Raw genomic sequence first — 22,386 nt, forward strand, 5'->3', positions numbered from 1 at the left:
TATGATGAAGACTAGATTTTCTTTTTTACTGATATTTATTATTTGTTGCACATGGTGTTATGCTCAGTTCGAAGCGGCATCGTATATGATCAACGGCTATACCCTACCCTATCTGGTAATGTATCCGAAAGATTACGATGCTTCGAAGCAATATCCGTTACTTGTATTTTTACATGGAGCCGGAGAACGTGGCGATGATAACCAAAAGCAACTGGCAAACGGTAAAGACTTTCTGGTGAATAACTTTCAGTCAACATATCCGGCTATAGTTATCGCACCCCAATGTCCAGCCAATACATATTGGGCAAATGTGGAAAGAAGTACAGTTGATAATAAAACTACATTTACATTCGGACTCACCGATACGCCTACCCCTGCTATGCAAACCCTGACTTATCTGATCCGCAACTGGGTAGCATCGGGCAAAGTAGATACACACCGCGTATACGCAGGCGGGCTCTCAATGGGAGGAATGGGTACATACGAATTGCTTTGGCGTATGCCCGATACTTTTGCCGCGGCTTTTGCCATATGTGGAGGTGGTGATACGCGAAAAGTAGCCGCAAGTACTGCCAATACAGCCCTATGGATATTCCATGGTGATGATGATAGTGTTGTTCCCGTACAATTTTCGCAAGATATGTATACCGAAGTTAAAGCTGCCGGTAATGAGGTGAAGTATACCGAATATCCGGGTGTAAATCATGGCAGCTGGATCAATGTATTCAACAGTACAGAACTTACTCCCTGGCTATATAGTCACAAAAGGTAATAAACACATAAGTTAGTTTCGTTTTTTACATGTGGACGAAAGAGGCTGAAGCTTATCTTCTCTCTTTCGTCCTTTCTTTGTGAGGTATATTTGGCTATATTTGTTAGGAAATTATTGCAACTACTGACTTATAAAATAAAATCAGTGCACGGCGGATATTTATCTATACCTAAAGCGATCTTTACAGACTAACCGGGTAAGTGACAACCTAAACAAGAAAGTGACATAGTTTGTTACTTTTTGAAGCACGAGAATCATACAATTCGCTAACAATAAACACATTAATAATGTAGAGTGATAAAAATTTGTTTTTGGTGTCACCTTTGTCACTTTATACACCATAAACAACTAGTTATAAAACAGTTAACAAGGTGACAAACTAAACAGAAGTGTCACTTTTGTCACTTTTCGAAGAAACTCTGAATTATGCTTATTTATAAAGAAACAAATGACAATTACATATTAGGTATCTGGAAGATAGAAGAATCTGCGGATACCCTGCTTTCGTTACTCGATAAAGATACCAGCGAAGATTTTCGCCGGATATATACATCCGAAAACCGTCTGCTGGAAAAAGCAGCTACGAAGCTTTTACTCAACGAACTAATAGGAAGCAGTGTTCGTATTCTATATAAACCAAACGGAAAGCCTTATCTGGAGAACGATAGCCGGAATATATCCATTAGTCATACAAAAGGATATGCAGCTGTTATCCTGTCCGGATGTGAGCGCTCAGGTATCGATATCGAATATATATCAGATAGGGTAAAGCGGATACAATCCCGATTTATTTCAGCGAAAGAATATATCGACCCTGATAATGAAATCAATCACCTCCTACTCCACTGGTCGGCAAAGGAAACAATGTATAAAGCCCTGAGCCGGGAGGGTGTAGTATTGAATGAGGATTTTATTATAGAAAAATTTATCCCGTCCGATTCCGGTATAATTGCAGCCAAAGAAACTTTTTCGGAAAAACAGCTTTGCTTTAACATACAGTACTTTATCTCTGATGATTATGTTTTGACTTATACTGTATGAAAACGAATCCAAATTAATTCTTATTTTTGTTGATAAAATCTTAATAAAATCAATGGAATCTATCCAACACCGCATCGAAGCTCTAAGAGACGAACTGAATATACATAATTATAATTATTATGTATTGTCTACCCCCACTATCTCAGACTTTGAGTTTGATATGAAGATGAAAGAACTGACGGAGCTGGAGGCTGCTCATCCTGAGTTTGCCGATCCTAATTCGCCCAGTCAGCGGGTTGGTAGTGATATTACCAAAAGCTTTAATCAGGTTACACATAAGTACCCTATGTTATCGTTGGGTAATACTTATTCGGAAGGAGAGGTCTCCGACTTTTTCGACCGCGTAAAGAAAGACTTAAATGACAATTTTGAAATAGTATGTGAACTCAAGTATGACGGAGCATCTATTTCGTTGACATATGTAAACGGACGGCTGACTCAGGCCGTAACCCGTGGAGACGGTGTAAAGGGCGACGATATTACAGCCAATGTAAAAACCATACGCAGTATCCCTTTGGTATTACGGGGAAACGATTATCCCGAAGAATTTGAGATCAGGGGAGAAATCCTTATGCCTTGGAAAGTCTTCGAAGAGCTTAACAAAGAAAGAGAAGAGCAGGAAGAACCTCTTTTCGCCAATCCTCGAAATGCTACATCAGGAACTCTTAAGCTACAAGATCCCAAAACGGTAGCAGCACGTAAACTCGATGCCTATTTTTACTATATGCTAGGTAAAGACCTGCCTACAGGCGGACATTACGAGAACTTACAGAAAGCCAAAGAATGGGGCTTTAAGATATCTGACGCCACACGCAAATGCTCGACTATAGAAGAAGTATTCGATTTTATCAAATACTGGGATGTGGAACGGAAGAATTTACCCGTTATTACCGATGGTATAGTCTTGAAAGTAAACTCTCTGCTTCAACAAAAGAATCTGGGATATACCTCTAAATTCCCCCGTTGGGCTATCGCTTATAAGTTTCAGGCAGAGCAGGAACTGACCGAATTGCTCTCGGTATCTTATCAGGTAGGACGTACAGGAACTGTTACACCCGTAGCCAATCTGAAACCCGTAAAACTATCGGGTACAACGGTCAAAAGAGCCTCGTTATACAATGCCGACTCCATAGAAGCCCTCGACTTGCATATAGGCGATATGGTTTATGTTGAAAAAGGAGGGGAAATTATCCCTAAAGTGACTAAAGTCGAAACCTCAGCCAGAAAAGCAGGTAGTACTAAGGTCGAATTTATACACGAATGTCCCGAATGCGGTACACCACTGGTCAGGGACAAAGGCGAAGCCGCTTTCTATTGCCCTAACTATATGGGCTGCCCTCCGCAAATAAAAGGGCGGATCGAGCATTATCTTACCCGCAAGGCAATGGATATCGCCGGAGGGTCGGAAACTGTAGAGCACCTTTTCAATGCCGGAATGCTACACAATGTAGCAGACCTTTATACCCTGAAATGGGAAGAAGTAGCCAATCTGGAACGCTGGGCGGAAAAGAGTGCTAAAAACCTAATTGAAAGTATAACCAATTCTAATCAGGTTCCTTACTCCAGAGTTTTATTCGCTCTCGGTATCAGGTATGTGGGCGAAACTGTTGCCAAGAAGATAGCTTCGGCATTTCCGTCTATCGATTTACTTAAAGAAGCTACGGTAGAACAGCTAACTGAAGTAGACGAAATTGGCGAAAGAATTGCCCAAAGTGTAGTCGACTTCTTCCATAAGGAAGAGAACCTTGAGATTATAGATAGGCTTAAGTCATTCGGAATCCAGTTTGAATCAAAACAAACATCGAATGAACAAGGCTCCGATAAGCTGAAAGGGCTGACCATAGTTATCAGCGGAACTTTCGAGAAATATTCGAGAGATGAATACAAAGCCCTGATTGAATCTAATGGCGGAAAAAACAGTGGCTCTATATCTGCCAAGACCAATTATGTACTGGCAGGGGCAAATATGGGACCGGCCAAACTGGAGAAAGCCGAAAAATTAGGAATAACGATTCTCAACGAAGAGGATTTTTTGAAAATGATAGAATAATATCTGTATATGTTAGAACGCTTTATACAAAAGAATATAGAATCGGGATTCAAGAATAACAAACGGGAACACCAATTCCTGAATTTCGATGGTATGAAAAATGTGCTCATCCTTTTCGATTCGAAAGACTGGAAAGATGTACAGCCAATTATTGCCGATCTGGAACAAAACGGAAAAAATGTACTTGCCTGGACTGTATTACCGAAGCTAGCTAAAGGGGAAACGCATTCGACCGATCTTCCGGAAACGGTAAAAGCTGTGGATCTGAATAAAGAGCTGAACTGGATGCGGGTACTCCGCCCTGAAGTCTTTAATGAGTTCGCTAACTTAAGGTACGATACATTAATCGACCTCTCGACTCAGGAAAATAAATATATATTGTCACTTTTGGTACGCAACAAAAGCCGCTTTTGTATCGGTATTACCGAAGCCGAGTATGAGAAATTATATGATTTTACACTTTTCCACGAAAATGATAAAACGTTAGCGGAAACATACGAACAGCTAAAAATTTATCTGGCACATATACAGTAATTTTAAATATTGTTTAACTTTACGATACTTTATAAGTAAAAGCAAGTATTTAATGACACATTTTCGGAGTATAACCGGTTATTGCTGCTTTACTTACTAAATCAATAAAAAGGGTCTGAGACCTTAGTTTCAATCAGCAAGCAAACAGACAAAATATAATTATGTCAAGAATAAATCTAAGAGGCGTAGGTGTTGCTTTAATAACCCCTTTCAAAGAGGATGAGAGTGTTGATTTTGATGCTCTTATCAGACTTGTTGATTACCAATTACAGAATAATACCGATTATCTTGTTGTATTGGGAACTACAGCCGAAACCCCTACCCTGACTGAAGATGAAAAAAAGGTGATTGTCGAAACAGTCATCAACCGGGTTAACGGACGTATCCCTGTTATACTCGGTGTCGGAGGAAACAATACAAGAGCAATAGTTGACTACCTTAAAAATGGGGATTTTGACGGAATCGATGCTATTCTTTCTGTAGTGCCATACTATAACAAGCCCTCTCAGGAAGGCATATACCAGCATTACAGAGCTATAGCGCAAGCATCCAGACTTCCGGTCATTTTATACAATGTTCCGGGGCGCACAGGGGTGAATATGTCTGCCGAAACTACACTGCGTATAGCTAACGAGTTCAGTAATGTGGTTGCTATCAAAGAAGCCTCAGGTGATATGACCCAAATGGATGACATCATAAAACGTAAGCCCGAAAACTTCGATGTAATATCGGGAGACGACGGAATTACCTTCCCCCTTATTACATTGGGTGCTGTAGGTGTTATATCTGTTATAGCCAATGCTTTTCCGAAAGAATTCAGCAGAATGACCCGCTTGGCTCTGGAAGGCGATTACCAGAGTGCCCTTACTATTCACCACGGATTCAGCGAATTATTCAGCTTGTTGTTTGTTGATGGCAATCCGGCAGGGGTAAAATCGATGCTGAACATGATGGGTTATATCGAGAACAAACTCCGGCTACCGCTTGTTCCTACCCGTATCACTACATTTGAAAAGATAAGACTGATACTTAATGAGTTGAATATTAAGTGTTGATTCTTGAATATAATAATACGAAAAGCCGGCAATCATTACTGATTACCGGCTTTTCTGCTTAACTACTATAATAACAATTAGAATATATATCTAAGTCCTATTTGTGATCTCCAACGAGATGTTATGTCTGTATTTGTATACATCTTACCCGGATCATAGAAATTGTATGTTGTTACACCGGCAGTATTTGTGCTTGTCTTAACCGGAGTTAAGTCATAACCGGTAGTTGTCTGGTTATACATTCCCCATTTCTTGTTGAAGAGGTTACCGACATTCAGTATATCGAATGTTACTTCCAGAGTATGCCTACGACCTGCAACATTCATATAGAACTGTTGTGCAATATGGAAATCGAAGTGATGCTCGAATGGCATTCTCATTGCATTTCGTTTTATGTGGGAGCCTCTGTTTTCTCTCAATTCCTTATTAGCATTGATCCAAGTAGTAAACGCTTCTTTTTGCTCGGCGGCAGTAGCTCCATTCGATATATCAGTAAAGGTCATATCGGCAACTTCCGTTTCGGTAGGGATATAAAGCAAATCGTTTCCGCTATAGCCATCACCATTAATATCATTACTGTATAATAACGAGTAGCGCCCTCCGTTCTGTCCATTATAGAATAAGCTGACAGTAGTAGCAAAGTTACGGGCGTATTCTTTTGTGTAGGAAACAGAAGCAACGATACGGTTACGCACATCAAAGCTGGAATAAGTTAATTCAGGCTTTGCGTCTCCATAATAGGTAGGATTGTACTTCCAGTTAGAATATGCTTGCGAAGAACCTCCATCATTCAAAGATTTGGCCATACCGTAAGTATATGCAGCCATGACATCCAAACCGAAATCGAACTCCTTCTCCAATTTAGCGGTTACATTGTAAGTGAAACCTTTGTTGGTATTCTTTAGGTATACAATCTGAGTGAAGTTCTTATCCGCTTTTGTATACACCGGACGATTGTCTCCTCCATGGTTCAGTGTACCGGATTGCTGATAGTTGATATTCTCGTAAAGAATATTATTCAATGTTTTGGAGTACATACCCTCCAATGTACCTTTCACTCCTCCCGGTAACATCTGGTCGACTGCAACATTGGCTCTGAAAACAGAAGGGAACTTAAAGTTCTTGTTCATAACATCCACTTCCGATGTGAAATTTCCGGAACTTATATATTGTTGATTAGGATCTGCATTAAACTTGAATCCATCTGCAAAATCGCCGGCAAGTTGCCCTTCCTGAGTCCTGTTTATCGATGTACGGCTAAATTCGACTCCTGTATTTGAGAAGCTGTTTGATATCCAAACAAACGGAACACGTCCGGTAAAGATACCTACTCCACCGCGCAGAATGGTCTTCTTTTCCTGATCTACTTCGTAGCGAAAACCTACACGTGGCGACCATAATACACGGGTCTTTGGCATCTGGTCAGTTGCCAGTCCATATTCTTTTGCAATATCTGAACTATTGAACACATCATTAGCTCTCGGCGTATCAAAGAACAACGGAATATCCGCGCGTAATCCGTATGTCAATTTAAACCGGTCTGTTACATTCCAATCGTCCTGAACATAAAAGCCTAATTGTGCTGCACCAAATTTGGGAGCCCATTTAGTTGTACCGGTTATATCTTCTCTCGAATACGAGTAGTTATAACTTTCGGGGGCAACTTCGTTTGCTGTACCCACTGTCAGGAAATCGGCCAACGAACTGTATACATACGAACCATAATTATTACTGATAAACAAGTTCTTCATATTGAATAACTCATTATGAGTTCCGAATGTAAATACATGGTTACCTTTCACCCAACTCAGGTTATTTGTCAATGTATAAATATCCTGGTCAAGGCTATTAGCTGTAGAGTAAGTTTCGGTACCAAAAGACAATGATGTACCACCTGATAAGTTCTTAATTGTTACATATGGCATCGGCTGCCCAACTGCATCACGAGAGTCTCTTACCCTCGTAAATCCGACACGCAATTCGTTGGACCATCCCGAGCTAAATGCCGAATTCAATTCTGCGACGAACGAATTTGTTTTATTGTTCATGTAATACCCGCTGTTATTTAATAGAGCGGCAGCAGGCTTGTTAGAGAATACCAGTTTACGGGCATCCAGATAACTATATCGTGCGGTTAATTTATTATGACTATTAATATTCCAGTCGATACGTCCTAATACTTTTGTCGATTTCGTATCTATATCCTGAGGGCCGTAGCCACCACCATCGTAACCGCCAGTCAGGTCTTTTATCTTATTTACAATTTGGTCTACTTCACCAACATTTAAGCTCGAACTTTCAGTTCCGATATTATTTGAAGAAGGATAAGTTTCTTTTACCTGTTCCACATTACCAAAGAAGAATAGTTTATCCTTGATAATAGGCCCGCCTAAAGTAGCACCGTATGTCTTCGATGACTGTTTACCCAATCTTGACCTTTCACTAGCATCTCCGGGAGTTTTTCCGATGAAGTTCTCATTGTTATAATATCCGTATGCCGAACCATGAAAAGTGTTGGTTCCCGATTTAGTAATTGCATTGATTCCACCACCCGTAAATCCGCTCTGACGAACATCGAATGGAGCAATTACTACCTGTATTTCTTCAATAGCATCCAACGATATAGGATTAGCTCCTGCTTGTCCTCCATTCGTTCCGCTTGAAGATAGCCCGAATACATCGTTGTTCACTGTTCCATCTATCTGAAAACTGTTATAACGGTTATTCGAACCTGCAAACGACATACCCGAACCAGTAACTGAAGCCTGAGGCACTAGTTTTGTTATATCATAGACACTCCTTGAAACTGATGCAGTATTTTGGATTTGCGATGTGCTAAAATTAGATGCAGCGCCGGTCTTCTTTCCTTCAAAAATGGCATTCCGGTCAATAGTAACAACGACTTCGCCCAACTCCTGATCCGAAGAATTCAATTTTGCCTGAATATCATACGTTTCACCTAATCTCAATCCGACATTATTCTGGATGTACTTGTTGAAGCCAATCAATGAGATGGAAACAGTGTAGGGTCCTCCAGTTCTCATTCCCTGAATCTGAAAACGGCCATCCTCATTGGTTACAGCCTGATAAGTGGTTCCTGAAGGTTCATGTTTAGCTACAATAATAGCGCCCGGTAAAGTCTCTCTGTCGTCTTGAACCCGACCCGACAAAGAGGATGTTGTAATTTGTCCATATACAGACGTAAAGAGTCCGATAAAAAACACTAGCAACAGAAAACTAACTTTTCTCATAAGTTTAAATAATTTAATCTATTTAATTGGATGCAAAAGAAATTGTATGATGTTACGATTCAATGACAATCGGATTACATTATCATCAAGAGACTCTTCTATCTATAACCTAAATTAACTACACATTCTATTTCCATAGCAGCTAAAAGAGATCACTCATTAAAAACAAAAGAACATATTAAATAATTAAATAAAATCAAATTATCATACAAATGTAATATAAATAATAAATATGACACAAAAATACGATATTATATTTTCATTTTAACACAAGCAAACACACAAGACACATTCACATATATTCACTACATTATATAGACCACTATAATTACAGGTCAAATTCAAAAAAATACTATATCTAACCTCTTGATATAAATATATTCTATATACGATACTCTGTATACTTTTAAAACTAATACTTAACTTTATGCTGGCTTATAAATTAAGATTAAACACATCGCATCATTAAAGCGTTATTACATAATAAATAAACATATATCATTTATAAAACATGAAGAAACTTGCAGACATCGGATTAATAGGTCTTGCCGTGATGGGTGAAAACCTCGTATTAAATATGGAAAGTAAGGGTTATACTGTAGCAGTTTATAACCGTACTGTAGAAAAAGTCGATGCATTTGTAAACGGCAGGGGAGCCGGAAAGAATTTCATTGGAACACATTCTATAGAAGAACTTATTGCTTCGCTAGAACGTCCCCGTAAAGTAATGATGCTTGTAAAAGCAGGCAAACCTGTAGACGATTTTATAGAACTGCTACTTCCACACCTTGAAGAAGGTGATATTATTATTGATGGAGGAAACAGTCTTTTCACAGATACAAACCGTCGTGTAGCTTACGTTGAAAGCAAAGGGCTATTATATGTAGGTACTGGCGTTTCGGGTGGTGAAGAAGGAGCATTGAATGGCCCTTCAATGATGCCCGGAGGTTCTCCTGCGGCATGGCCTCACGTAAAAGAGATTTTCCAGTCTATTGCCGCTAAAGTAGATGGTGCTCCTTGCTGCGACTGGGTTGGCGAAGGCGGTGCCGGCCATTTCGTAAAGATGGTACACAATGGTATCGAATACGGAGATATGCAAATCATTACCGAAGCATACCAATTAATGAAAGACCTACTAGGAATGAGTGCAGATGCCCAACATGAAGTTTTCAAAAAATGGAATGCCGGAGAACTAAATTCATACCTGATAGAGATTACAGCTGATATTCTTGCATACAAAGACAAAGACGGCAAACCTCTTGTAGATTCTATTCTCGACACAGCAGGTCAAAAAGGAACCGGAAAATGGACTGTAGACTCGGCTCTTGAACTGGGAATTCCTCTTACTTTAATCGGAGAATCGGTATTCTCACGTTGCCTTTCGGCTCAAAAAGAATTCCGCGTAGAGGTTTCTAAACAAATATCCGGTACAAAGCCCAACTTTGATGGTGACAAACAAAAATTTGTTGATGACCTGAAAATGGCTTTATATGGTGCAAAAATCATATCGTATGCTCAAGGCTACAACCTGATGATGGAAGCTGCGAAAGAATATAAATGGAACCTCAACTACGGAGGTATCGCTCTTATGTGGCGTGGTGGATGTATTATCCGTTCGGCATTCTTGGGAGATATCAAAAAGGCCTTCGATAAGAATCCTCAGTTACCAAGTATAATACTCGACTCTTTCTTTAAAGAAAAGATAGAACAAGCTCAGGACGGATGGAGACGGGTAATAGCTAACGCAGTTCTTAACGGGATTCCTGTTCCTGCATTAGCTGCTGCACTTAACTATTTTGATGGTTTACGTTCCGATCGCCTACCTGCAAACTTACTTCAAGCACAAAGAGACTACTTTGGCGCACATACGTATGAAAGAATAGATAAACCTCGTGGCGAATTTTTCCATACAAACTGGACAGGGCATGGTGGTGATACTGCTTCTACAACCTACAATGTATAACTATTAGCTTATAAAAAGAAAGTGGAGTATAAAATTATACTCCACTTTCTTTTTGTATAAATATTGAATTACTAAACAATTAAGTTCCCTGTTTAATATTTTTACAAAAAAAGCGCGCTCTACGCTTGCAAAACAAGAAAAAGCATCTTATCTTTGCATCGCAATTAAGCAATGGCTTCGTAGCTCAACTGAATAGAGCATCTGACTACGGATCAGAAGGTTACAGGTTTGAATCCTGTCGAGGTCACTTTTAAAACCAAACAAAGAGCTGTAAGACAATAACTTATGGCTCTTTTATTTTTAAATTGTACAACATTTGCACAACCTTACATATTAAATAAAACACCAATCTTTATAGACTAACAGGCTCAGATATATCAATCTATTTTATTAATAACACAAAATCTATAATATGAAAAAAGTTATCTTCTTGACAATTCTTCTATTATTTACAAAGTTTATCACAGCTCAGGATCAAACAATAAATGGAACACTCACATTAAACCCTCAACTATCAGGATCTTATCTTCAAGGAATGAGAATAAAAGAAGCACCGGATAAGTGGTCTCTTGTATTGTTTGGAGCAGCTGGTAACACAGGAACAAGTACTGACTCTTGGCTGGTGGGCAGATCTCCTAAATTAAATTTTGTCATAAGCCGAAATAGTGCAGATGGATTAAACGGACTGGTTATTAACCCATCTGGAAATATAGGTATTGGAACCGAAAGCCCTGCTTATAAATTAGATATTGCAGGAGACCTAAGAACCCGACGTTTACTCCTTTCGTCTGGTATATTGACCTTGAAGGATAGTGATATATTTTCATATGATAGCAAGAATATGTTTCATTATGGATTACAATGGGGTTGGGATTCGTGGGACAAGGAAGGGTTTACTCTCTGGCAAAGCGGTTATGCCGGTATAAAGATGTTTACTGGCGGATCATTACGCTTTTCGATAAGTCGCTTCGGTAATGTCGGTATTGGTACCGACACACCTCAAAACAAACTCGATGTAAACGGCACTATTCGTGCAAAAGAAGTAAAAGTAGAAACAGGATGGGCGGATTTCGTTTTCGATAAAGACTATAAACTCCCTACACTTCAGGAAGTAGAAAACCATATAAATGAGTACAAACATCTACCAGACATTCCATCTGAAAAAGAAGTGAAAGAGAATGGTATAAGTCTGGGAGAAATGCAGGCAAAACTTCTACAAAAAATAGAGGAATTGACCTTATATGTCATTGATCTTAAGAAAGAAAATCAAGAGCAAAACAATACGATCCAAAGCCTAAAAGAGCTAATACAGACAAAAACTGAATAACTCTATCTTACTTACTTTTCGTACAACTCGATAGGGAGACCATCAGGATCGGTGAAGAAAAGGAACTTTTTTCCGGTATATTCGTCTACCCTGACATTTTCGTGTACAATTTGCTTTATATCTAACTCTGCAATGGCTGTATTAATATCATCCACTTCAAAAGCGAGATGCCTCAACCCTGTTGCTTCAGGAAAAGACAGACGCTTCGGTGGATCGGGAAATGAAAATAATTCGATAACATAAGTCCCGTTCAAAGACAGATCTGTTTTATAAGAATTCCGCTCGCTTCTGAAATATTCATTCTCTACCGAAAAACCCAAAACACCAGTATAGAAAGCTTTTGACTTTTCATAATCGGAACAAATAATAGCTATATGATGCACTTTATTTAATTTCATTACTTTGGTTATTTTGATTCCGGTACAAAGGTAAGTATAATCAACTAGTCGATTATAGCATTTCTTATATCTTTATTGCCATTTCAGGACAAACATGTGTACACATACCACATAATATACATTCGCTTGAGCGGACTTTCTTTCCCTCCGAAATATAGTTCACAATATCTACATCCATCGGGCAATTTTTATTGCAAAGATTACATGATATACATTTGTTTTCGGTGGGTTTAGGTTGAATGAGGGCTATTCTGGTCTGAGGTTTCATCACCAATGATACCGGACATACTATTTTACAGAAAGCTCTTTTCTTTTTAAACGAAAAAGCAAGTATTATTCCTACAACATAATATAATGCATTTCCCACAAAAAACCAGATTAAAGCACCCTGTTTTCCTTCCTGAATTATTCCTCCTGACTCGTTAACATGTTGATATTTCCAATCATATCCCCCAAGGATAAATAAAATAGGAACAAAAATAGACAAAGTAAATGTCAAATAACGGATCCTTGTATATTTTTGTGGTATAACACGATTTTCTTTAATCGGGAGCCAATCCAGAATAGCCGCAGTCCAGCAAGCCCATCCACAAAAACCTCGCCCCCAAATTAGAGGTCCACATAATTTAGCTACAGCGTAATGAATCAGCACCCGTATAAACAATCCCGAAGAAAGAAACAAAAGCACATAGAACACAGATTCTTCCAACTGTAAATTTTCTCGTTGTATTACACCCAAGAATATCAAAAAGACAGGTAAAATCATTAAAATAGTTATCCTTCTTCCTAAATCCTTTCCCTTCCCTTTCTTATCTTTCGATACATGGAGCCCAATACTGATAGAGCCGCCAATCCAAGGGAAGATAATCAGGAATCCCCACCATCCGACTGTTATGTATAACGAAATTCCAACAAATATTCCTATTAGTAGGGGGATATAATTCTTAAAGCATTCTCTCTTCAAACTCTTTTCCATAATAAACTTTTAAATTTTGAATCAAAAGTAAATGGAAAGATATTCTCTCAAAAGTTTGTGGGATATAAGCACATCGTTTGGGACGAATAACAAAGCTCTCAGAGCACCAAATGTTCTTTTAGTGATTTTATATACGAACGGGAAACCGGAACTTGCATTTCTACATAACGCAGAGACAGCTTACAGCCTTGAGCATTACCGCTGATATCCTGAATATGTTTAGTATTAACGATAAAGGCTCGATGACAACGTATAAACAAAGGATACCGTATCAAAAGCTCTTCCATTTGCTTAACGGTAGAACGGATCATCTTACTTCGGGCAATACCATCTTCCGTATAATAGACGGATACATAATTTCCAGCTGCTTCTACATAAAGCACATTATCTGCCAATAAAGTCAGCGACTCTTTGGTATCTCCTATGAAAGTCAGACGATCTTTAATTCTTTCTGCATTTTCGTCCTCTTTGGCATGAGAGGATAATGTTAAATTTAGTTCTTTTGCCTTGTTCAGGTTATATTTTAATGATTGATTCTGCACAATAAATGTAATAACAATTATAGGAAAGATTCCTACTGAAACTGTTGCGACAACATACATTTTTATTAGTGAAGGTATCATTCCCGCAGGTCGATGATAGGTAAAATAGTCAAACAAAGTATTCCCTAATGATACCACTATTAGAATTATCAGTAAATTGAGTATGTTTTTCCATATAGTCCACTTTTTCTCAGCATAAAACCGACAAAATACCATTGGAAAAATAACACATACAACTGATGTTCCGATTGCTGTAACCATACCATAACCCAATAAGACAAGAAACCTGTCAGTCACAATCCTATCAAGCCCAAATGGTCGAAATACCCATAAAACAAAAACAACAATAATTGTAGACAATGCTACAATAATCCATGGTTGATTATTATAAGGAAAAGGTTGATTCAAGTAATGCCTTAGTTTATCCACAAATATCGTTTAATAAATTACCTAAAGTTAGAAAATATTGAAAACAGTTGATAGATTCACTATTTAATTTTCATAAAAGAAAAAGGGCATCCAATACGATGCCCCCCTTTCCTTCTCTAAATTATAAATATTTCATTGTACCTTAATCCTTATTACAGTAAATGAATAAGGAGGTAATTCGTCACTAAACTCTTTACTTACTGTACATGATGACACTATCGGCTTAGCCGTTTTATCATCGGGTGTACCTTTTAAAACGGTTTTTACTGCATTAGTATCCGAAATTGCAATATCCCCCAAATCAATTTTCGCGTTGACCGGTACTGGTAACATATTCACTAATTTTATAATCACATCATTGGTTCGCGAATCGCGTACTACCGATTTACCAATACGAAGCTTTACATTGTTCTGTTCATTAGACAATGTTATTGCAGACGGTAGATAATAGTCTCCCGAATTCTGTCCGTATAATTGCTGCACATAGTATCCGGTAGTGAGTTTCACTTCGGTATTATTGAAATATATAAGGTCGGGATTCCAGTTCGTACGTCCTTCTTTAGCCAATAGCGGAGCATACGAAGAAAGGCTTACCACATCACCGTTTCTTTCTACCGAAGTCAGATAAAGAGCTTCGGACAAAGCAGTCTCCATATTATTATGCCTTCCGGGAACATGCGAAGCATATTCTCCAAGATACACTTTCGATTTCGAACGGTCGTATCTATCATAATAGTCCTGATTGTGTATAAACCATCCGGGAGGCTGATAATAATGTTCGTCGACCATAGGTACACCTAGTTTAGTGGCGATATCCCAGCCTTCGACATAGTCGGTACCTTCCGAGAATGGACCTACTGTACCAATGACAGTAATCTCTGGATGTTTCTCTTTTATTGCATTATAAATCATCGTAAAACGTTCCTCGAAAACATCGGTTATCAGGTCTTCGTTACCGATGCCGATATATTTCAGATTGAACGGTTTGGGATGTCCTGCTTCTGCACGTTTCTTCCCCCATGTGGTTTTAATATCACCGTTTGCATATTCGATCAAATCCAGAATATCCTGTACGTACTGCCCCATTTGTTCCATAGGAATTCCACCTTGTTGACCGGCTCTACCTGTACCCGAATTCTGACAGGGTACACCTGCCGCTATTACAGGAAGAGGTTCGGCTCCCATATCTTCACAATATTGGAAATACTCGAAATATCCTAATCCCATCGATTGATGATAACGCCAGATACTTCCCTGAGGAATACGTTCTTCTAAAGGCCCTATTGTATTTTTCCAGTTATAGATATTATGTAACCCATCTCCATGGGCAACACATCCTCCCGGGAAGCGTACAAACCGGGGATGAATATCGGCTATCACCTGAGCCAGATCGGTACGCAAACCATTCCGATGCCCTTTGAATGTCTTCTCAGGAAACAACGAAATCATATCCAAAGCCAGTTTCCCTGTAAACTCGGGCATTACTTCCAACAAAGCACTCGCTGAAGTTCCTTTCGCAAGCAAAACTGCCTCTTGCTTTTTCCAGTCTTTTGAAGCTGCTTTTATAAAGGTTTCGCCGAGTATCTTTCCCTCTTTATCTTTAAGGCGGATTGTGATCTTTCCTCCTTTTCCGTCTAAGACTTTAGTGAATGCTGTAAAATAATATTTATCACCTCTTTTTACAGCAATACCATCAAAGCCTTCATTTACTAAAGCAGCTCCGGAAGTAGTAATGCCCAGCACTGCATAATGCTTATTATTTACATGCACCGGAGATATTGTGTCAATATCAAATTCCATTCCCGTGCCCGATACCGACCAAGCCTTCTTGCTGTTCCATTCAGGTTCGCGCCCTGCCCTATCACTCGGAGCGTATTCGAAGCCTCTATTTTGCACCAACTCTGCATACAATCCGCCATCGGCAGCATAGCTTATATCTTCGAAGAAAGCGCCTATAAGTAACTCGCTGATTTTCTTCTGTTTCGACTTATCGATTATTATTGTAGCGTCAACAGGTTTCAGTGAAGCAAAACGGGTTACATCGTCTTTCGCCAGTTCGCCATGCAAAGAAGCCCTGTAAGCCGATACTTGTTGCGCCTTTATCAATCGGTCTACTGTCTCCCAATCGACCTGATAGATAGTGCCCAGTTCGGGTACTGCGTTTATTATTACCGTCTGCCTTTCATCGGACAATTCGTCCCCCACAGAATTGGCATCTGTATAATTCTTAAAATCTTTAGTGGAACGGGAATAAACCTGTTTTCCGGATGGTGTTTCGGTTGCCCACGAAACAATGTAATTTGCTCCTGAGCGACCAAGCGATATTTGGGGCAATAGGCAATTACTGCCTTTCAATGCCACTGGATACGATTGCCGTTTCCAGTTAACTAAATCTACCGATGAAGCATGTGCAAACACATCATCTTTTTCATTCAGGCTCCAGATGCAATGCCACATTCCGTCTTTACTTTGAAAAAGAAACGGAGTCAGCATTCTCTTCTGGCTGCCCCAAGGGCCATAATCACTTTTCATGTAACTATGTTCGGGGCCTATCGGATGCCAGTTTTCGCCGTCGATACTCCATGCAAAATGAAGTCCGTTATGCCCTTGATTTTTTGTTGTGGCATAAGCGAATATATAAGCCTTTCGGGGTTCATCTTTAGTCTCAGATACGGCTGCCATAATTATCGATGGCATAATAAATAAGACAAGAGCTGTTATAAAGAATAAAATCTTTCTCATAATATCTTATACTTTAAGGTCTCAGACCTTTTTATTGGTTATGTAAAAAACCTTGTTGAAATTCAGGCAGGTTCTTCAATTAAGGATAAACAGTACAATCCGAGGAAGTTTAGCTTTAAAACGATATGGCTGTATGCCAATAATCGGCTAGCCGCTGAGCCTCCTCTCCGGTCAGATGTATAACTGCACCATGCTTAGGCGAAGAAAAGTTAGTTGTTTTCATTACTCCTTCGTTAAAGTGCCCTAAATTGGTAAAGTTGATAAAATCGCTCGTTTCACTAAATCCGAAATTATGGGGCTTGATACCGAATATATCGTACATCAGCACCCATTTATCTTCACCAATCCGTTTCCATACATTAGGAGCTTCGCAGGCTTTCGGTTCAGGATCGTACCATTCCGGATCGTACTGATATCCACCATTTATAGATTCGGATACAGCCTGCTTTATTCCACTTCCTCCGTCGTGTGCCACATAGAACATATGGTACTTATTGCCTACTTTGGTAATATCGGCATCAATATATGATATGTCTTTCGGATATTCGAACAAGAGTTTCGGCTCTGTTTCCATAGCTGTGAACTCTTTATTCATATAGGCATAATAGAGCCTATTGTTACCATTCCCGAAACGCATTGTAAAGTACAACATCAAGCGGTCTTGATCTTCGTCATAAATAATTTCGGGCGCCCATGCGCAACCTATATCTTCGAGACCGGGAAAAGATTTGCTCACATCGAGGTTAATACGGCTCCAATTGATCAAATCTTTCGATTTCATCAATACCAGCCCCCGGTTATTACCCCACGCATATTTTTCTCCTTCGCGCTCCCACTCGGTGGTTCGATATCCGGCTTTCTGTGCAAAAATATGCAGATCGGTCATAGCCAGATAAAATTGTCCATCGGGACCTCTCATGATATACGGATCACGGATTCCTTTCTGAACAGCGATAGTATCTCCGGCGATTACCGGATTACCGTCGTTCAATGATGTGAAACTATAGCCATCAGTACTTACCGCCATATGCAGACTATGGGTATCGTCGGAAAAATATACAAGCAGATACGCTTTCATATCTTTCTCACCGGGTACTTTAGCAACAATAGTACCGGCACACATCAATACTGCAAGAAAGTTAACAAGCAGTTTTTTCATACTATTACTTAATTTCGAGTACTACGATAGACTTGGCAGGTAACTGTACACGCAGTTTACCGTTTTCAACTTTCGCCCCGCTGAAAGACTGGGGTTGTACCAAATTAGGATTCTCGAATGTGTTGTGGTCATGTATATCTTTAGATGTCAGGATACGTCCGTTTACGTTTGATACTTTTGTATTCGACAGGTCGATACTTATATTTTGAGCCTTATTCAAATCAATATTGGCTAAAGTTATGTGTATAAGCCCGTCTTTTTTAGAAGCCGATGCATTTACTACGGATACATTACGTCCCCTGATCTCTTTTGTTTCCGATATTATATCCAAAGGCAAAGAAGTTGCCTCCTGATGCACTCTATACATATCGAATACGTGGTAAGTGGGTGTTAACGCCATCTTATCGTCTTTTGTAAGGATCATCGACTGCAATACATTTACAACCTGTGCTATATTAGCCATATGAATACGGTCTCCATATTTGTTGAAGGTATTTAATGTCAAAGCAGCAACAAAGGCATCACGCATTGTATTCTGTTGATAAAGAAATCCGGGATTGGTTCCGGGTTCAACCTCAAACCATGTCCCCCACTCGTCTACCATCAAACCTACTTTTTTATCCTTATCGTACTTGTCCATTATGTCCATATGCTTTTGCAGTACCTCTTCTATTTCAAGAGACTTTCCTAAAGTCCAGTAGTAATCTTCGTCTGTAAATTCCGTGGCGAAGCCTTTCACTCCGGGCGACCATCCTTTTACTGTGTAATAATGCAGCGATAAACCATTCATTTTATTTCCGATTTTTTTCATCAGAACCTCTGTCCAGTTATAGTCATAATCGCTTGCTCCACTGGCTATCTTGAACAGTTTATTGTCGTCATAATTACGACAGTATACTGCATAACGACGATACAAATCGGCATAATAGTCGGGAAGCATATCTCCTCCACATCCCCAGCTTTCGTTACCTACACCTAGATATTTAATCTTCCATGCTTTGTCGCGACCGTTTTTGCGACGGAGGTTTGCCATCGGGCTATCTCCATCCGAAGTCATATATTCGACCCATTTAGCCAGTTCTTCAACAGTGCCGCTTCCGACATTGCCGCTGATATATGGTTCTGTCCCTAATAATTCGCAAAGATTAAGGAATTCATGGGTACCGAAGCTATTATCTTCAACAGTTCCGCCCCAGTTGTTATTAACCATCTTGGGTCTGTTCTCGCGGGGCCCGATTCCGTCCATCCAATGATATTCATCGGCAAAACATCCGCCCGGCCAACGAAGATTAGGTATTTGTAATTTTTTCAGTGCCTCAAGAACATCAGTCCTGTAACCTTGGGTATTAGGAATAGGCGAATTTTCGCCAACCCATAATCCGCCATAGATACATGAGCCGAGATGTTCGGCAAAATGTCCGTATATGTGCTTGCTTATTACTTGGTTTCCTCTTTCGGGATATATCCTGATTGAGACGTCCGTCCCCTGTGAGAAAACCGCTAATGAAAACAAAATCGAATAAATGGTGATAAAAATCTTTTTCATGGGTATTGATTAATTTAATGGTAAATACAAAAATATAATTATTTATTGTATAAACAACACTAATTAAAACCGAATGAAAGATTTTATTACCTAGGACTTATTCAGTCTACAGAACATCGGCCTATGATACGAAAAGAAGCGGGATTTGAAATTCCAAATCCCGCTTCTTATTACCTCACTCCAGGTTCAACTATACATTTTTATGAAAAGTAACCTTAAAGCTCCCATGCTTATAATACAGGCTATTGGAAGCTACATCTATTGTATCCGGTAATTTTATATTCCTCCGGAAACAATTTCCCGTTCCCCGTTGCTCTGCATAAATACTCAGCATCTGATCGGCTATTTGCAGATTGAAATCCTGCTCTTTAAACCCCGGAGCATATAATTCGACTTTAAATTCATCTTTATTATCGACATAACTTACCGATGAATAACATCCTTTATGATAATCGCGGCGTAGTTCCACACTTGGTACTACTAATATATTTTGACTTTCCATAAGCACTTATCTATAATATCATATTTAGTATCTATATGTATAACGCAGAGAACCTCAAAATTGATTTACGGGATTTTCAGAAAAAAAACTAAAAGGTGCTTAAAAAGCAAAATAGATAAACAGATGTTCCGGTTTTTACATAATATTTTATTAACAGTTAAATTTTGTGTGATTGACTATTTATCTCTTATATTTGTAACTATAAAGAATGATTCTAGATAAGAGCAAGAGCACATGGCAAGTATGAACAAAGTTTTGGCCGTTGCAGAGACATCATATATTATCCGTAAAGGTTTAGTGTATGTACTTTCACAGTTACCGATTGTTGCAAAAGTAGTAGAACTTAAAGAATTGGAGGATATCAATTATCAGCTGGGCATCATCAAGCCCGACGCTCTGCTTATAAACCCCATGCTTCTGGGACATTCGGTGAGAGGAGACATCAGACAACATCTCGATTTGGAAAGAAATACCCCAATCATAGCTCTTGTATATAATCTTATCGACGAACGGTTTTATCAATCATACGACGCTTTGATAAGAATCAATGACTCTGAATCCAAAATAGAAGAAGTCTTATCTACCACCCTCAATAAAGAGCACTCCAAGAAAGCCGATCAGGAAGAACTCAGCGATAGGGAAAAAGAGATCCTTATCAGCATAGTTAAAGGCATGAGTAATAAAGAAATTGCCGAATTTCATAATATATCCATACATACAGTTATAACACACCGCCGTAATATCGGGCGGAAACTGGAGATACACAGTGTATCGGGACTTACAATCTACGCTATTCTAAACAAATTAGTTGACATTAAAGACATAAAGCTATGAGTAATATTACAGTAACGTATAATAAGAAAATGAAAATGTCGGATCTTATTGACGCCGACTACAAACTACTGTTGTTATTGACTCGTCTCAAATTTACACTTGGTTTCGGAGATAAAAGTGTAGATGCAGTATGTCAAAAATATAATTTCGACACAGAATGCTTTTTGTTTTTAGCCAATTTCCAATCGAACAAACCGATTGTCGACATACACGAAGCATTCGACAAATTACCTTTAGCACCTTTCCTCCACTATTTAAAATGTTCGCACGAATATTTTTTAGAAAACAGGCTGCCTAATATCAGACGTAAGCTGAAACTTATCTTTACCGAAACAGAAGCAGGACTCGAAGAAGTTGTCCTTAACTTTTTCGACAATTATATGAAAGAGGTACAGGAGCACATGCTGTATGAAGATAATACCGTATTCCCTTACGTACATTCCTTAATTGATAATTCGCACAAGGATATCTATTCTATTAACATCTTTGAGGAAAGACACAATGATATTGAAGGCAAAATGACTGACCTGAAACGTATATTAATGAAGTATGTTTCGGGTGTAAAAGACCAGAATTTAATGACTAACATACTGATGGAGTTATATATGTCGGAAGAAGAACTGGCTGCACACACTTACATCGAAGACAATCTGGTTATTCCTCGTGTAAAAAAAATCGAAAAGCAATAACAGAAAAAATTACAGAATTTTAAGAAACATTAAACCTACACCTGTTAATTAACATTATAAATTCATAGAATTTAACCTAACCTATTTCATGTAATGAAAATTGCATTACCTTTGTGTGTCTATATAACGCACTCTGAAAAATAAGATAATAGTATTGAACTATATATAGGTTAAAAAATAGAGTTATCCTAGCTCATATACTAGATGGTTATAAAAAAACACAATTGTGTATTACATACACTATAGGGGGATATTTTATTAAGGTATTCAGGGATATATAAATTCAAATTAATGTGATTTTTGCGAAAGACAACAGCATTGCTTTTACCTATGTTTACGTATGTGGAAACATTTCACTCTCGAATATAAATCTATCGAGGGTATCATATCCTTCTGCCCGTACGTATTTTCGAACAGTACATATTTAAGCTAAAACCATTCATTCTTATAAGAAAAAAACAGTAACAATAAAATAATGCTCAATCCACAACAATGAAGAAACTGCTATTATTATTCGTGCTCATGAGTACGATGTTTGTACTCGAAGCCCAGGTAGGCATCAACACCGAATCACCC

General features: G+C 38.8%; 16 protein-coding genes, 1 tRNA gene and 1 pseudogene. 10 read left to right on the top strand and 8 right to left on the bottom strand.

The features are described from left to right. The first annotated feature begins 1 nt into the window (after position 1). The 5 genes from BUC12_RS08095 to dapA all read left to right on the top strand — a co-directional run bounded on the left by BUC12_RS08095 (position 2) and on the right by dapA (position 5,452). On the top strand, positions 2-772 hold the full coding sequence (locus tag BUC12_RS08095; RefSeq protein WP_062182106.1) for a carboxylesterase family protein: 771 nt from the start codon (positions 2-4) through the stop codon (positions 770-772). 426 nt (positions 773-1,198) lie between these two features. Further along, a complete protein-coding gene (locus BUC12_RS08100) occupies positions 1,199-1,813 on the top strand; it encodes a 4'-phosphopantetheinyl transferase superfamily protein (protein WP_062182109.1) in 615 nt (204 codons plus the stop codon). 52 nt (positions 1,814-1,865) lie between these two features. Beyond that, a complete protein-coding gene (ligA, locus tag BUC12_RS08105; RefSeq protein ID WP_062182112.1) occupies positions 1,866-3,863 on the top strand; it encodes an NAD-dependent DNA ligase LigA in 1,998 nt (665 codons plus the stop codon). A 9-nt stretch (positions 3,864-3,872) separates the two neighbouring features. Beyond that, positions 3,873-4,397, top strand: a complete 525-nt coding sequence (locus BUC12_RS08110) for a DUF6913 domain-containing protein (protein WP_062182115.1) — start codon at positions 3,873-3,875, stop codon at positions 4,395-4,397. Positions 4,398-4,558: 161 nt separating this feature from the next. Continuing rightward, positions 4,559-5,452 carry a 4-hydroxy-tetrahydrodipicolinate synthase gene (dapA, locus tag BUC12_RS08115; RefSeq protein WP_062182118.1) on the top strand — a complete coding sequence of 298 codons (894 nt, stop codon included), beginning with the start codon at positions 4,559-4,561 and terminating at the stop codon, positions 5,450-5,452. Positions 5,453-5,529: 77 nt separating this feature from the next. Here dapA and BUC12_RS08120 read toward each other — a convergent pair whose 3' ends face one another. Continuing rightward, complete coding sequence (locus tag BUC12_RS08120; RefSeq protein WP_062182121.1) at positions 5,530-8,703, bottom strand: TonB-dependent receptor; 3,174 nt, start codon at positions 8,701-8,703, stop codon at positions 5,530-5,532. Between the two features lie 511 nt (positions 8,704-9,214). On the opposite strand from BUC12_RS08120, the gene gnd reads away from it, so the two are divergent. The 3 genes from gnd to BUC12_RS08135 all read left to right on the top strand — a co-directional run bounded on the left by gnd (position 9,215) and on the right by BUC12_RS08135 (position 11,993). Beyond that, a complete protein-coding gene (gnd, locus tag BUC12_RS08125; protein ID WP_062182125.1) occupies positions 9,215-10,666 on the top strand; it encodes a decarboxylating NADP(+)-dependent phosphogluconate dehydrogenase in 1,452 nt (483 codons plus the stop codon). A 173-nt stretch (positions 10,667-10,839) separates the two neighbouring features. Then, positions 10,840-10,913 (top strand) — tRNA-Arg (locus BUC12_RS08130). A gap of 165 nt (positions 10,914-11,078) precedes the next feature. Beyond that, positions 11,079-11,993 carry a hypothetical protein gene (locus tag BUC12_RS08135; RefSeq protein ID WP_062182127.1) on the top strand — a complete coding sequence of 305 codons (915 nt, stop codon included), beginning with the start codon at positions 11,079-11,081 and terminating at the stop codon, positions 11,991-11,993. Positions 11,994-12,004: 11 nt separating this feature from the next. On the opposite strand, the gene gloA2 is transcribed toward BUC12_RS08135, so the two are convergent. The 7 genes and pseudogenes from gloA2 to BUC12_RS08170 all read right to left on the bottom strand — a co-directional run bounded on the left by gloA2 (position 12,005) and on the right by BUC12_RS08170 (position 20,287). Further along, entirely contained in the window at positions 12,005-12,391 is a 387-nt protein-coding gene (gloA2, locus tag BUC12_RS08140) for an SMU1112c/YaeR family gloxylase I-like metalloprotein (RefSeq protein WP_062182130.1), read from the bottom strand. Between the two features lie 64 nt (positions 12,392-12,455). Continuing rightward, the gene (locus BUC12_RS08145) at positions 12,456-13,367 is read right to left on the bottom strand and encodes a 4Fe-4S binding protein (RefSeq protein ID WP_062182133.1); all 912 of its coding nucleotides are present in this window, start codon (positions 13,365-13,367) and stop codon (positions 12,456-12,458) included. A gap of 98 nt (positions 13,368-13,465) precedes the next feature. Beyond that, positions 13,466-14,338: a LytR/AlgR family response regulator transcription factor gene (locus BUC12_RS19730; protein ID WP_139262033.1), complete on the bottom strand. Its 873-nt coding sequence runs from the start codon at positions 14,336-14,338 to the stop codon at positions 13,466-13,468. 132 nt (positions 14,339-14,470) lie between these two features. Then, positions 14,471-17,080, bottom strand: a complete 2,610-nt coding sequence (locus BUC12_RS08155; RefSeq protein WP_062182139.1) for an alpha-L-arabinofuranosidase C-terminal domain-containing protein — start codon at positions 17,078-17,080, stop codon at positions 14,471-14,473. A 115-nt stretch (positions 17,081-17,195) separates the two neighbouring features. Beyond that, positions 17,196-18,176: pseudogene (locus BUC12_RS08160) on the bottom strand (glycoside hydrolase family 43 protein); the annotation flags it as partial. 67 nt (positions 18,177-18,243) lie between these two features. Then, complete coding sequence (locus BUC12_RS08165; protein ID WP_062182142.1) at positions 18,244-19,785, bottom strand: alpha-N-arabinofuranosidase; 1,542 nt, start codon at positions 19,783-19,785, stop codon at positions 18,244-18,246. Positions 19,786-19,975: 190 nt separating this feature from the next. Then, positions 19,976-20,287: an Hsp20/alpha crystallin family protein gene (locus BUC12_RS08170; protein ID WP_062182146.1), complete on the bottom strand. Its 312-nt coding sequence runs from the start codon at positions 20,285-20,287 to the stop codon at positions 19,976-19,978. Between the two features lie 234 nt (positions 20,288-20,521). Here BUC12_RS08170 and BUC12_RS08175 point away from each other — a divergent pair, with 234 nt between their 5' ends. Next, a complete protein-coding gene (locus tag BUC12_RS08175) occupies positions 20,522-21,121 on the top strand; it encodes a LuxR C-terminal-related transcriptional regulator (RefSeq protein ID WP_062182149.1) in 600 nt (199 codons plus the stop codon). Next, entirely contained in the window at positions 21,118-21,810 is a 693-nt protein-coding gene (locus tag BUC12_RS08180; RefSeq protein ID WP_062182152.1) for a hemerythrin domain-containing protein, read from the top strand. The genes BUC12_RS08175 and BUC12_RS08180 overlap by 4 nt, the downstream gene beginning before the upstream one ends. The last annotated feature ends 576 nt before the right edge of the window (positions 21,811-22,386 follow it).

This window comes from Indolivaga macrotermitis (genome assembly GCF_900128985.1).
Classification (GTDB): Bacteria; Bacteroidota; Bacteroidia; order Bacteroidales; family Dysgonomonadaceae; genus Dysgonomonas_A; species Dysgonomonas_A macrotermitis.